The sequence below is a fragment of the Rhodococcus sp. CX genome, assembly GCF_015865005.1.
Lineage (GTDB): Bacteria > Actinomycetota > Actinomycetes > Mycobacteriales > Mycobacteriaceae > Rhodococcus.
Genome location: NZ_JADZGH010000222.1, coordinates 9,842 through 23,140 on the forward strand (window position 1 = coordinate 9,842; position 13,299 = coordinate 23,140).

The following is a 13,299-nucleotide window of genomic DNA, read 5'->3' on the forward strand; positions in this document are numbered from 1 at the left end:
TCCTTGTTCTCGGCGTGGTGGCTCGGCAACACCGCGACGACCTTCTCCTGCGCGTGCCGGGCGGCTCGCCGGCCCAACGACGGCTTGCCCTCGGTGTCGGCGGCGGCGATGAGCAGGCCACCGAGCAGGCTGACGTTCTTGATGAACTGCGTGCGTTGCATCGCTCGCTTGGCCGGATCCTCGACGTTCCAGAAGTCGTGTCCCGCGACCGTGGTGGGTACCAGCGTGCCGGCCAGAACCAGCGACGCGATCCGGGGCGCCTTACCGACGGCGAGCAGCGCGCCGGCCCCGACCTGCACGGCACCGTTGACTCGCACGAGCACTTCCGGATTGTCGGGAATGCGCTCGGTGACCGAGTTCGGCAGCATCGCCAGGGCCTGTTCGAGGCCGGGTTGTGCCGCGTCGGCCTTCCCCGACGGACTGCGGAGGGCGTCGACACCCCCGGCGATGAAGATCGATGCGAGCATCGGTCGGGCGATTCGGCGAAGGATCATGCTTCCTCCCGTGGTGGGTTGCCTTTCAATCCTGACGTGTACCCCGGGATCGTGGAGCGTATCCCTGGCTATTCGGTACCGATCCGTATGCACGAAGGGGGTCGTAGGGGCATCGTTGGACTCATGAACATCGACGACGCACGCGACGACGGGTACGGCGGTGAGTACAGCGTCGACGAGGACAATCAGCTTCAACCCGAGGACACGCTCGACGACCGCGGTGTCGCCGACATGCTCGACGAGGGCTATTCACCGCCCGAGCGGCCGCTGGCGATGAACGCGACGGGGACGACCGGTGACGAGGTGCGCTACGGCGGCAGCCTCGCGCACCGGATCTCGGCCGAAGAACCGGACCCCGCGTTCGACACCTCCGAACCGGACGTCGACGCGGTCATACCGGGGCAGCGCTACATGGGTGAGGTCGGTGACCGACGCGCCGGCCGACTCGTGGCCCACGACGACGGACTCGGCAGCGACGAAGAATCCGAGCTGTGGGCCGGGGACGCCGGAATCGACGGGGGAGCGGCGTCGGCCGAGGAAGCCGCGGTTCACGTCATCGAAGAAGAGGAGTGATTTCGTAACCAACCGGATTCCCACCGGTGGGTTGCGGGACCCTGCACGCGGAAGTCGTTCCGAAACGGTCGGTAAGACGTCACCATCAAGCACGAGGTGTTCAGCTTCCGCCCGTCGTGGACGACGGACATCAGCGTCGAGTACCAGGGTGGACGGTGGCAATTGAATACGATTTCGGCTACTGACATCGCGCAGACTCGAAAGTCCTTGTCGTCCAGTGTAAGAGCCGGGATATGCCCGCGGCCGGGTAGCGGTGGTGCGACTGAGGAAAGACGATCTGCCACACGGCCCTGTATTAGTCGACCAGGCGCTGCGCACTCTCATGGACATGCTGATGCGTCGCGCAGTATCGGGTGGTGCGGCTTCGGTCGAGACGAATCGCGAGGTCCTGGGTGACGAGGTCCTGGTGATCTCGTCGACCTCGTCGGCGCGCACATCCACCCTCTCGAGCTTCTCGAGGATTGAAGCCGACCGCGCCGGGCTACCCCTTCCCGCGGGACCGTCCCCTTCGTGTCCCGTACGGAAGGAGATCAGCGTGGCCGAAGACAGCGCATCCGACAAGGCACGCCTCGGGTTGAAGCAGACCGTGGTCGGCAAGGCGAAGGAGGTCGCCGGAGCTCTGACCGGCAACGATTCCCTCACCACCGAAGGCCGCCTCGACCAGGAACAGGCCCGGCAGGCCAGGAAGGCCGACACCCTCTCCCACATGGCAGAAGCCGAGGGCGAAGAGGCGGTCGAACAACTCGACGCCGTGCGCGAAGCCGGACGGCAGGAACGCGAGGCCGTGCAGCACCGGACCGAGGCCGCCGAGTCGCAGGCCGAGCGAGAGGCGCGGGTCCGCAAACAGGCCGCCGAACTCGAATACCAGGAGAACGTGGTCCGGGAACAGGCCGACGCAGCCCGCCAGGCCACAGCTGCCGAGCAGCAGGCACGCCGCGAGGAGAACGCCCAGGTCACGGATGCTGCTGCGGAGGTCGCAGCCGCCGACGAGAACCACCGTCGCGCCTCCCACGACGCCGAACGCGCACGTCTGGAGGCCGAAGAGGAACGTCGCAAGGCCGAAGCCCTCGATCGGTCGCTGACCGACGGGCCGGATCGCTGACGAACACCCCCGACATTCCCTACCGGAGCTGTACCCCCATCGAAGTTGGAGATGTGCCGATGAACCTCACCACCGTGCCCAAGAGCGTCCTGCGACTGCAGTACATGATCGCCCGGTTCCCCCTCGGGTTGATCGAACAGCAGTTGCGGTTCTTCCTGCCCACCGACGCCCCGCCGCGCCTGATGTACGAGCGGGGGCTGGGCATGCTGGACGGCATCGTCGGCAGCGTGCTCGACGACCAGGAGATCGCCATGCGCGGGGCGCGCGCCACCGAACACGCCGACGCTGTGAAGCGCGCGGAGAAACTCGATGCCCAGGCCGAGGCCGAGAAGCGTGCCGCGGACGCCGAACTCCGTCGGATGCGTGAGCGGGCCGCCGCCGAGCAGGAAGCCGCACGGCGCGATCGTGAGGAGGAAGTCCAGCAGGCGCGGGAGCGTGCGCAGGAACGCGCGAAGCAGGCCGAGAAGGAAGCCGAGCAGAAGAAGGCCGCCGAGATCGCGAAGGCCGATCAGGAGGCCGCCGCGAAGCGTCGGGCCGCCGAGACGGCCAAGAAGAGGGAAGAAGAGCGCATCCGCAGGGCCGAGGAGGAGGCCGCCGAGCCCGTCAAGGTCTCCCTCAAGGATGCGGTCGCCAAGCAGCTCGAGGCGAAGGAGGCGGAGGAGCGCGCACACGATGCGGGCGAGGTTGCCGAGTACGAGAAGATCGAGCACAAGAATCCCTGAGTGCTTCGGCAGAGCCCTGAGCGCAAAGCGCCTCGGTAGACCCAGCGCACAGACGACGAGACCCCGGTGCATCCTGTGCACCGGGGTCTCCTCCGTCGGAAATAGCCGCGGATCAAAGCGCGGATCAACAGCTTCCGCAGGCGACGCTCGAGCCCCGGCCGCAGCCGCGCAAGTACCGGCCCGCGTCGTACCGGCAGGACCGCGTGAACAAGCTCGGCGCGCAGAGGGAGACGCCGGCGGAGCCGATCATCACCGACCGCGCCCCCGAAACCGCCACCCCAGCGAACGACCTCGACTGTGGGTTTCGCCATACCGGCCGGCGGTGCGCGGTGACGGCAGGCCACCCGCGCGCCGCGTCGAGACCTCAGAGGAACGGGTTGCCCGACAGGTCCAGGACGAGTTTGCCGCGCGAGTGCTTGGCGTCAAGCAGGCGGTGCGCCGCCACGATGTCGGTGAACGGGACGGTCCGCACGGGCAAACGCAGCGCGCCGTCGACGACGGCGTGCACCAGTCGGTCGAGTCTCTCGGGTGACCGCTGCACCCGCACGAGGGGTACCCCGTGCGAGGTCGCGGTTTCCGGGACCAGGGTCACGGCCCGACCGCCGGACCGCCGCACAGCGGTGGCCACGTCCCCGGCCTCTCCGGTGCCTGCGAGGTCGATCGAAACGGTGACCCTTCCCGGTACGGCCTCTCGGATCCGGTCCGCGAGGCCGTCGCCGTAGACGACGGGCGTCGCGCCGAGGTCACGCAGGTGGTCCTGGTTCGATTCGCCGGCGGTGCCCACCACCGTCACGCCGTCGGCGACCAGCAGCTGGGTCAGGACCGTCCCCACGCCACCAGCAGCGCCGTGCACCACCACGACGTCACCGGCTCGCGCATCGGTCGCCTCGATCGCCGTGACCGCGCTCTGACCGACGCCCGACAGTCCGCCTGCGACGGCCCAGTCCAGTGCGGCGGGCTTGTGCACGAGCCGGCCGGGGTCGGTGTCGACGAGTTCGGCGTCGGCTCCGGGCGTGCCGAAGCCGATCACGTCGTCGCCGACCGTGTAGTCGCCGACGCCGGCACCGACGGCGACCACGGTGCCGGCGAACTCCGTGCCCGGCACGTGCGGGACCGCGCCACCGAACGCGCCGGAGCGGATGCGGGCGTCGACCGGGTTGAGCCCGCCGATTCGCACCGCCACCCGCACGACGCCGGGGGCGGGGGCTCACCGACCGGCAGGTTCTCGATCCGGATGACGTCCGGCGGCCCGAATTTGCGCACCACGGCGGCGCGGTAGGTGGTCTGCGATGTGGTCATGGCGACGTCCTCTCGGTCGGTGGTCAGAGCGCGAAGACCGGTTCGTCACCGGCCAGTGCCCGGAACTCGTCGGCGTCGAGCCGGGACCGCCCGTACCTGCCGTGAACGTCGTTGAACCGTCCGCCGATCTCGAGGTCACGGGATCGGGAGATGTCACCGACCAGCCACGGCAGCCATCCCGTCTGCGCCAGCAACGGCCGGACGACCTCCGCGGTGGTCTCGGAATCCGCCAGGAAGGGCAGCACCGCGGGCGGGTCCTGGTCGGCGCCCTCGTTGACGAAAGCGGTCGCAAGATTCGAAAACGCCTTGGCATGGCCCGTTCCGGAAGGCAGTAGCGTGGCGACGAACTGACCGGCCGAACCCTCGCTCGGACGGCGCGGGACGATGCCGTGGGGTGTGACGTCGAGCGGGTTGGAAACGTCGAGCAGGACCTTTCCCTGCAGCGCCGCACCGAGGTTCCCGATGACCTCCCGCTGGGGCCGATCCCACAGCGTGGTCAGTGCCACCACCTGGCTGTGCGCAACCGAGGACACGAGGTCCGGCTCGACGGTGACGGTGGTTCCGGCGGCGGCAACCGCGCGGACGATCTCCGCCGCAGCGCGAGCCTTGGCCGGATTGTGGTGGTGGAGAGTCACATCCACGCCGTGGGACGCGAACAGTGCTGCAATGGCGGTGCCGTGACGACCGGGACCGATGACGACGATGGAGGGCATGAGGTGGCTCCTTGTTGTGCGCGTGGAGGGGGGTGAGGTGTGCGGGACCGGCCGGTCAGTTGGGGTCCGTGCCGGACTGCTCGGCATCGTGACGCTCTCGGGCCTGGGCGACCCGCGGCGCAAGCTTCATCACCACGTAGACGAATTCACTTATCGCGGAACATATTTCGAAACCGATATCGGTCAGCGCGTATTCCTCGCGGCTGGCCGACCCGGGGACGGGGCGACGTTCGACGAGTCCGTCGCGCACGAACCGCTGCAGCGTCTGCGCGAGCATCCGGTCGTTGACACCGGCGACGCACCGTTTGATCTCGCTGTAGCGCATCGAACCCGAACGCAGAGCGGTCAGGATCGACATCGCCCACACCCCGCCGACGGTCTCGAGTGCGGCGCGGATGCTCCCGGCGCCGTCGTGCAGGTCCTCGATCGCAACCAGTCGATCGTCACGTGCCTCGATACGTTCGACGACCTCGGCCGCACGGGCGGCCAGTTCGCCGTCCGTCGCCGATTGTGCCGATTCGTCGGCCGCTTCCCGTTCCGTCATGCTTCATGTCTATCACTCTTGTTTCAAGAGCAATAGCAATTCACTCTTGAAATGAGAGTGATGTTCCTCTCACGGGGCTCTCACATTTCGGTACGGTTGCACCGGGGTCTCCTTCGTCGGAAATAGTCGCGGATCAGAGCGCGGATCGAAGTTGGGCACGACCGCCTTCGCCCACCGTCACAAACCGCCGAGTCCCTTCCCGATCACCGCAGCGCCCATGAGCACCAGCACGATCGCCATCACCTGGTGATTGTTCGCGCGGAGCGACTGCCAAAGGGTGTCGAGCCGTTCGCGCAAGCGCTGCGCCGCGATCGCGTACCCGAGGACGTGGATGAGCACGCTCGATGCCGCGATCACCGTGTAGATCACCAGCGCCACCACGGCTTCGCCGGTGCCGAGCCCGCCGGTGTCGATCACCAGCCCGGCGGAGACGTACAGCAGCAGGTTCTTCGGATCGACAGCCGAGAGTGCGATGCCGAGACCGGTGGCCTTCGGGAAGTTCAGCCGGTCGATCGCCTGCATCCATTTCGGGACCGATGCGTCGCCGCGGGCGCGCCATTGCCTGCCCGCCAACACGATCAGCAGTTCGATGGCGACCTTGATGGTGGCGACGATGGGGATCGGTGAGATCGCGACCCCGACCACCACGGTCGGGCGGGCGTAACACGTCCGTGAAACGCGTGTCGAATCAGTGTTACAGGAGCGCCATACGGTGATCGGCGTAGTCGACGTGAGGAGCAATGCGGGTGAAGGCCATCATCATCGGCGCCGGAATGGGCGGACTCAGTGCGGGAATCGCGTTGCGGCGCATCGGCTGGGATGTCGAGGTGTACGAGCAGGTGGTCGAGAACAAGCCGGTGGGCGCGGCGATCTCGTTGTGGTCCAACGGTGTCAAGTGCCTGAACTATCTGGGTCTCGAGAAGCAGATCGCCGCTCTCGGCGGGCAGATGGACACCATGGCCTACCGGGACGGGTTCACGGGCGAGACGATGACCGAATTCAGTCTCCGGCCGGTCGTCGAGCAGACCGGTCAGCGGCCGTATCCGGTGTCGCGCGCCGAACTCCAGTCGATGCTCATGCACGAACTCGGCCTCGAACACATCCGGCTCGGGAAGCGCATGGTGGACATCGCCGACGACGGTGACGCCGTGACCGCGACCTTTGCGGACGGCAGCACCGCCACCGGCGACATCCTCATCGGCGCGGACGGCGCGAAGTCCCGCACCCGCGACTACGTGCTCGACGAATCCGTGGAGCGGCGCTACGCGGGATACGTCAACTTCAACGGGCTCGTCGACATCGACGAAACGATCGCCCCGGCCATCCAGTGGACGACCTACGTCGGCGACGGCAAGCGCGTGTCCCTCATGCCGATCGCCGGCGGGCGCTTCTACTTCTTCTTCGACGTCCCGCTGCCCGCCGGGCTCGACTACGACCGGTCGCAGGCGAAAGAGGTTCTCTCCGAGTACTTCTCCGGATGGGCGCCGCAGGTGCACAAGCTCATCGGCATGCTCGATCCGCTCGCGGTCAACCGCGTCGAGATCTTCGACATCGACCCGTTCGACACGTGGGTGAAGGGCCGCGTCGCGCTGCTCGGCGACGCCGGGCACAACACCACACCCGACATCGGCCAGGGCGGCTGCTCGGCGATGGAGGACGCCGTCGTGCTGGCCATCGCACTGCAGACCAACACGCTCGGCGTCGAGGACGCTTTGATCCGCTACCAGAACCGCAGGACCGCCCGCGCGGGTGACCTGGTGCTGCGCGCCCGCAAGCGCTGCGACGTCACCCACGCGAAGGATCCCGAGGTCACCCAGGCCTGGTACGACGAACTGCGCACCGAGGACGGCACGGGCATCATCCGCGGCATCGTGTCGAACATCGTCGGCAACCCGCTCGGCTGACGGGGACCGGCCCCGCTCGAATCCTGGGCGGCTACCGGGGATCGGCGCCCACCGTCAGCGGCAGCGATGCGTCGGCGGTCCACGCGGTCAGCGATCCGTCGTACACGGCGACGTCGTCGCGTCCTGCCAGAGCGAGCGCGTGCGCGACCCCGGTCGCGGCGATGCCACCACCGCAGTACGTCACCGGGGTGATTCCCGGATCGAGCAGGCCGGCCTCCTCGAACAGCGCCCGCAGCTCGGTGACCGGCCGGAGAAGACCCGTCTCCGGGTCCCGGATCCGCGCGACCGGCAGGTTGATGCTGCTCGGGATGTGCCCGGGACGAGCGTAGGTGCTGGTGTCGCCGCGGTAGGTTGCGGGATCGAGGACGTTCACGAGGACCGTCTTGTCGTCGTCGATCGCGTCCCGCACCTGCTGCGTGGACCGGATCAGGTCGTCGCGGCGCCGGGCGGTGAAGGTCACGGGGGTCGGCGAGACAGGAGTGTCGGTGACCGGCGCGCCGGCGGCCTTCCAGGCGGGCAGGCCGCCGTCGAGCACCGCGACGTCGTCGAATCCCTCGAGGCGGAGGTGCCACCAGAAGCGGGTCGCCCAGTAACCGTCGTGCTGGTCGTACACGACGACCCGGACGCCGTCGCCGATGCCGAGCGCGCCTGAGGCGGCCGCGAACCGCTCCGACGCGGGCGCCGTCCACGCCTCGGCGGAATCGGGATCGGCGAAGTCGGTGAGCAGATCCGCGAACACGGCACCGGGAATGTGCGCGGAATCGTAGGTGGCCCGCCCGGGTTCGACCGAGTACGGCCCGTCCTTGGGCAGTGTCAGATGGGTGCTCGAGTCCACGACGACGAGCGTGGAATCGTCGAGGTGATCGCGAAGCCACTCGACCGAGACGATGTCCGGGAACTGCTGACCCATGGTGACCTCCGGGGTGCGGGAAACGATTGCGGCGAGCCTATCGGCCCGCCGCCGGTCCCGGCGAGGTCAACGCTCACGGTGAGTAAATCCCTCGACGGTCACGTCCACCGGAGCTTCCGGCGTTCAGGTGGCGACAGCACCCGAATCCGTGGCGGGCCGCACGTTCTGGTTGATGTGGAACACGTTGTCCGGGTCGTAGCGGCCCTTGACGGCGGCGAGCCGGTCGTAGTTGCCGCGATACGACGCCCGCACCCGGTCCTGGCCTTCCTCCATCAGGAAGTTGACGTAGGCGCCGCCCGCCGACGTCGGGTGCAGGGCCTCCCAGTAGTCCCGGGCCCACTGCGAGATGAGCTCCGCATTGGCCGGATCCGGATCCACACCGACGATGACCCCCGCCCAACCGCCGTCCCGGTAGGAGAACGGGGTGGCGCTCTCGGGGACACGCGCGGCGGCGCCGTCGATCGGATACAGGTGCATGGTGGAATGCCCCGTGGGCAGCGACGCACCGAACCGGCAGTGCACGTCGATCGCGGCATCGGAGATCTCGTTGAAGAAATCCGCTCGCCAATACCATTGCAGCCCAGCGGGATACAGTCCGTCGAATGCGCTCTGTAGCACGGTGAACGGCATGTCGTGCAGGCCGATCAGCATCGGCGACCCGAACGCCCTGATCGGTTCGAGCACCTCGTCGGCGCGGTCGTGCGGGCCCGTGTAGCACCAGACGATCGCGCAGGCCCCGCGTCCCCACAGTTCCTCGGGGAACGGCGCTGCGGGCGGCACCGTGATCAGGCCGATCCAGCCGCTCAACTCCTCCGGCAACGACGGCAGCAGTTCGCGGTACCAGCGCATCACGTCGGCGGTGTCGGCGACGTCGTAGAGCACCGGCCCGCCGATGATCGTGCCGTGCTCGCCGATGTCGTGGCAGCGGAACGTGAACGAGGTGACGATCCCGAAGTTCCCGCCCCCGCCGCGCAGGGCCCAGAACAGGTCGCTGTGCGAATTCTCGCTTGCCTTCACGAAGGATCCGTCGGCGAGCACGACATCGGCTTCGAGCAGGTTGTCCACCGTGAGGCCGAACCGGCGGGTCAGATAGCCGATGCCGCCGCCGAGCGTCAGACCGGCCACCCCGGTGGATGCCAGGAACCCGGACGGCGTGGCCATCCCGAACCCGACCGTCGCATGGTCGACGTCGCCCCACACGCATCCCGCGTCCGCCCGGACGGTGTGCTGTTCCGGATCGACGGTGGTGCTGCGCATCGCCGACAGGTCCACGACCAGCGCGCCGTCCCACACGCCGAGCCCGGCCGCGTTGTGCCCGCCGCCGCGGACCGCGAGCTCGAGGCCCCGTTCCCGGGCGAACCGGACGCAGGCGATGACGTCGACGGTGTCGCGGCACCGTGCGATCGCAGCGGGCCGTTTGTCGATCATCGCGTTGTAGACGGCACGGGCCTGGTCGTAGCCCGGGTCCGTCGGGGTGATCAGTTCCCCGCGCAGCCCCGCGGCCAGGTCGTCGAACGAGGTGCCGGTGGGGGTGGCTGTCGTGGTCATCGCGAACTCCTCTCGCGTGTTTCTCATGCTGCTTCCGACGGTAGGAAGGCGGCGTTCGCGCAGCGTTCGCCCGGCACGCGCCGGTCAGTGCGAGGGCGGAACGCCGAGGCCGACGAGGTCGCGGTCGCAGCGACGCACCAGGGCAACGCTGCCGTGCTCGCCCGCCAACCTCGCCGCAGCACGCAGTCGCGCCACGGCGTCCGGGGGAGCGTCGTATGCGGCGCGCATCCGCATCACCTCCGGCAGCCACCACCGGTCGTCGCGTGCCCGGGCGGCGACCGTCGCCGCGTCGAGGGTCGCGCGCGCGTCGCCGGGCCTCTCGCGGTACAGGTCCGCCAGCAGCGTCAGCCAGTACGGCATCCGGGCGAAGGAACCTGCCGCCCGCAGGTTGGCAATCCCGCGCCGGACCCTGCCGATGCCGTCACCGCCGGTCCGGGACCAGCCGTCGAGGATCAGTCCCCATTCCCGGTAGTACGCGAAGTCGTACCGGTCGCACAGTTCCCGCAGTTCGGTGACCGTCTCGCGCAACTCGGGCCGGTCCCCGCACAACTGCCGGGTGACCGCGCCGTACGCGAGCGCGATGGTCAGGACGAACGGGTCCTCGCTGCGGCGGGCCAGCGTGATCGCCTCCCGGCAGCGCGTGCGCGCGGCGTCGTCGTCGCCGAGCAGCCAGTGCGCATGTGCCGCCCACGCGCAGCCGTGCACGTCCGGGCGGGTACCGACGGTCCACGAATGCGCGCCTGCGGTGAGTTCGGCGGCCAGCGCGAAATGCCCCAGCGCCTCGGCCGGCCGGCCGAGACTCACCGCGGAGCCCGCGTACGCGAAGTGCGCCGACCCGCACAGTTCGGTTCCGGGTTCCACCAGTGTCAATGCGCGCGTGACCGCCCGATGCGCTCCGGCGGTGTCGCCCTGGACGAACCGCGACGACCAGAGCCCGACGAGACCGACGATCGTCGACTCCGTGCGGCCCAGCGTGTCGGCGAGCTCGATCGAACGTTCGAGGGTGTGCTGCAGTTCGGGGGACGAATAGCCGTAGCGGGCGTTGAGCGGTGCCGCCAGTGCCTCGAGGATCGCGAGTTCCCGTGCGGCGGAACCGCTTCCCGGATGCTCGCGCACCAGGGCGAGTGCGTGCCGATGCAGCCGGACCGCGTCGGCATATGCGAACCTGCGGGTCGCGATCTCGGCCGCGCGCCGGTAATACGGCACCGCCCGATCCGGGCGCCCACCGCGGGCGTACTGCTCGGCGAGTTGAGCCGACACCGGATCGGTGTCGTCGCGGTGCAGCAATTCGAGTGCCTGGGCGAGCCGCCGGTGCAGCAGCCAGCGTTGCGGCGGCCCGACCGTCGCGTACGCGGCCTCGCGCAGCAGGTCGTGGGCGAAGTCGTAACCGTCGCGGAACTCGGTGACGATGCGCCGGCGCCACAGTTCGTCGACGGCCTGTACCACCGCGACCGCACCGAGATCGCTTGCCGTGGTGAGCAAGTCGAGCGTGAAATCGCGTCCGACCGCGGCGGCCAGGCCCGCCACCTCCCGCGCAGCCGGACTCGACTGCTCCACGCGGTGGTGCAGCACCGACGACAGACCGTCCACCGAGAGCGCGTCGTCCCCGTCGGTCGCGGACCGCATCGCTTCGACGATGTACAACGGGAAGCCCCCGGTCGCCGTGTGGAGTAGCCGCCGCTCCTCGATGGTGCGCGATCGTCCACCGATCGCTTCGGCCAGGCGGGTGCTGTCCGCTGCGTCCAGGGGGCCCAGCCGCAGTTCCGTCACCGTGCCCGACGAGGCCAGTCCGGTCGCCCATTCGGTGACGGCGGCCGCGCTCTCCGAGCTGTCGTCCCGCGCGGCCGCCGCGACCAGCAGGGGAGCGTCGGGCGTCAAGCCCAGGCAGAACGCGAGAAACAACAGTGTCTCCCGGTCGCACCACTGCATGTTGTCCAGGGTCAGCAGAATCGGGCGACCGTCGCCGACGAGGCCGCGGGCGAGTCCCTCGAAGAAACGATGCCGCTGCCAGGCGTCGGCCGATGCCCCGACCCCGCGTTCGGGGCGAGTCTCGCGCACACGATCCGCGTCGGCCTCGGGGGACGGCACGAGCCGTTCGACCTCGGCCCGCCATACCCGGGCGAGTCCCGATCGGCCCGCCGCGACCGCGGGGTCGCGCAACCAGTCGGCCACGGGTGCCAGCGCCAGCCCGGCGGAGGTTGCGAAGCAGCGGCTGTGTGCCACCGTCGCGCCACCGGCCTGCGCGATGTGCGTGATCTCGGTGAGCAGCCGGGTCTTTCCGACGCCCGCCCCGCCGCGGATGAGGATCGCGCCCGGTCGACCGGACGCCGCGCGCTGCCAGGCGGCGGCGAGACGGTCGATCTCGCGGGACCGCCCGACCAGTTCGACGGTCGTGCACCCGGTGCGGGCCGGGATCCGCCGGCCGGGTGCGGTGCCGAGAACCTGTTCGACGAGGGCGCGCGTCTGCGGATCGGGGAGGACACCGAGTTCACGTTCGAGCAGCGACGCGCAGCGGTGATAGGTACCGGCGGCGCCGGCTCGATCCCCGGTCTCGGCCTGCAGACGCATCAGGTTGCGATAGCCGACCTCCTCGAGCGGGGCGAGCCGGACGCGACGACGCGCGACCTCGATCGCCCCGGCGGGATCGCCCGTGCGGGTGAGGGCGCCGGACAGCAGATCGCACAGCTCCACGCATCGTCGTTCGCGATCGGATCGGATCTCGAGTGCCCAGTCGTCGAACACGCCGGGCAGGAACTCGCCGCTGTAGGCGTCCAGCGCCCTCCTCGCGTGGGTGACGAGAGCGCGGTCGTCACCGGACCGGGCCGCCCGCAGCGCCGCGGCGCGTTCGTTGTCGAAGACGCGCAGGTCGGCGCTGCTCGACGGGGTGTCGCTCCAGCACAGATCCTTCGCCGTCACCGTGAGTGACGGCTCGTCACCGAGCGCGTGACGCAGATGGTGGAGTTCGCGTCGCAGGTTGGTCAGGGATTGCCCGTCGGTGGAATCCGGCCAGAACAGGGTCGCGAGCCGCTGCCGGGGCTGGGGCGTACCGGCGTGAGCGACCAGGAAGGCGACGAGCGCGAGTGCGCGCGGCGACCGGGTCACCACGGCCCCGGTCGCATCGTCGGTGATCGCCTGTTCGCCCAGGACGGAGACGCGCAGCATGCCTTGTTGCTCCCGAGATCAGGTTAGTCCCCGTTCCCGGTCCGGTCGGTCGCGTCGACGCCGTGTGGCCTCGGGCTGAATCCCCGAGGCCACACGGCGTTTCTGTTCTGTCGGGCTACTGGACGTCGTCCATGGTCTTGCCGACCTCGGCGAGCGTCATCGGTGTGCCGAAGTCCGCGGTGAACTTGCGGGCGGGGATGTCGCACCGGTACAGACCGTTGTCCGGATCGAAATCGGCCGGGTTCCAGCCGTCTGCGGTGGCCTGCTCGACGTTGAAGCACGGCTGCGGCGGGATCGGGTTCTGCAGGTCGTTCGCGGCGTGCAAGCC

The 13,299-nt window shown here is 69.2% G+C and carries 12 protein-coding genes and 1 pseudogene; 4 read left to right on the top strand and 9 right to left on the bottom strand.

The features are described 5' to 3' along the window. A partial coding sequence (locus tag I0Q12_RS24570; RefSeq protein ID WP_197255601.1) for a DoxX family protein occupies positions 1-494 on the bottom strand: 494 nt, incomplete at its 3' end. A gap of 123 nt (positions 495-617) precedes the next feature. On the opposite strand from I0Q12_RS24570, the gene I0Q12_RS24575 reads away from it, so the two are divergent. The 3 genes from I0Q12_RS24575 (at position 618) to I0Q12_RS24585 (ending at position 2,891) form a co-directional block, all read left to right on the top strand. Further along, entirely contained in the window at positions 618-1,067 is a 450-nt protein-coding gene (locus I0Q12_RS24575) for a DUF5709 domain-containing protein (RefSeq protein WP_197255602.1), read from the top strand. Between the two features lie 535 nt (positions 1,068-1,602). After that, positions 1,603-2,169: a CsbD family protein gene (locus tag I0Q12_RS24580; RefSeq protein ID WP_307846499.1), complete on the top strand. Its 567-nt coding sequence runs from the start codon at positions 1,603-1,605 to the stop codon at positions 2,167-2,169. 59 nt (positions 2,170-2,228) lie between these two features. Continuing rightward, entirely contained in the window at positions 2,229-2,891 is a 663-nt protein-coding gene (locus I0Q12_RS24585; protein WP_197255604.1) for an IF2 family translation initiation factor, read from the top strand. Between the two features lie 364 nt (positions 2,892-3,255). Here the strand turns inward: I0Q12_RS24585 and I0Q12_RS33790 are convergent, their stop codons facing one another. The 4 genes from I0Q12_RS33790 to I0Q12_RS24605 form a co-directional block, all read right to left on the bottom strand. After that, positions 3,256-4,080, bottom strand: coding sequence for an NADP-dependent oxidoreductase (locus tag I0Q12_RS33790; protein WP_374068777.1), 825 nt, complete (start codon positions 4,078-4,080; stop codon positions 3,256-3,258). 133 nt (positions 4,081-4,213) lie between these two features. After that, complete coding sequence (locus tag I0Q12_RS24595; protein WP_197255608.1) at positions 4,214-4,903, bottom strand: NADPH-dependent F420 reductase; 690 nt, start codon at positions 4,901-4,903, stop codon at positions 4,214-4,216. Between the two features lie 55 nt (positions 4,904-4,958). After that, positions 4,959-5,447, bottom strand: a complete 489-nt coding sequence (locus I0Q12_RS24600) for a helix-turn-helix domain-containing protein (protein ID WP_197255610.1) — start codon at positions 5,445-5,447, stop codon at positions 4,959-4,961. Positions 5,448-5,624: 177 nt separating this feature from the next. Further along, the gene (locus I0Q12_RS24605) at positions 5,625-6,095 is read right to left on the bottom strand and encodes a GAP family protein (protein ID WP_197255612.1); all 471 of its coding nucleotides are present in this window, start codon (positions 6,093-6,095) and stop codon (positions 5,625-5,627) included. A gap of 92 nt (positions 6,096-6,187) precedes the next feature. Here I0Q12_RS24605 and hpxO point away from each other — a divergent pair, with 92 nt between their 5' ends. Continuing rightward, positions 6,188-7,351, top strand: a complete 1,164-nt coding sequence (gene hpxO / locus I0Q12_RS24610) for an FAD-dependent urate hydroxylase HpxO (RefSeq protein WP_197255614.1) — start codon at positions 6,188-6,190, stop codon at positions 7,349-7,351. A gap of 31 nt (positions 7,352-7,382) precedes the next feature. On the opposite strand, the gene I0Q12_RS24615 is transcribed toward hpxO, so the two are convergent. From I0Q12_RS24615 to I0Q12_RS33800, 4 genes and pseudogenes are all read right to left on the bottom strand, one after another. After that, positions 7,383-8,261 carry a sulfurtransferase gene (locus I0Q12_RS24615; RefSeq protein WP_197255615.1) on the bottom strand — a complete coding sequence of 293 codons (879 nt, stop codon included), beginning with the start codon at positions 8,259-8,261 and terminating at the stop codon, positions 7,383-7,385. A gap of 123 nt (positions 8,262-8,384) precedes the next feature. Further along, positions 8,385-9,809 (bottom strand): FAD-binding oxidoreductase, encoded by a 1,425-nt coding sequence (locus I0Q12_RS24620; protein ID WP_197255616.1) that lies wholly within the window; start codon positions 9,807-9,809, stop codon positions 8,385-8,387. Between the two features lie 84 nt (positions 9,810-9,893). Beyond that, the gene (locus tag I0Q12_RS24625) at positions 9,894-12,971 is read right to left on the bottom strand and encodes an AAA family ATPase (RefSeq protein ID WP_197255617.1); all 3,078 of its coding nucleotides are present in this window, start codon (positions 12,969-12,971) and stop codon (positions 9,894-9,896) included. Positions 12,972-13,086: 115 nt separating this feature from the next. Then, positions 13,087-13,299, bottom strand: a pseudogene (locus I0Q12_RS33800) (ABC transporter substrate-binding protein); the annotation flags it as partial.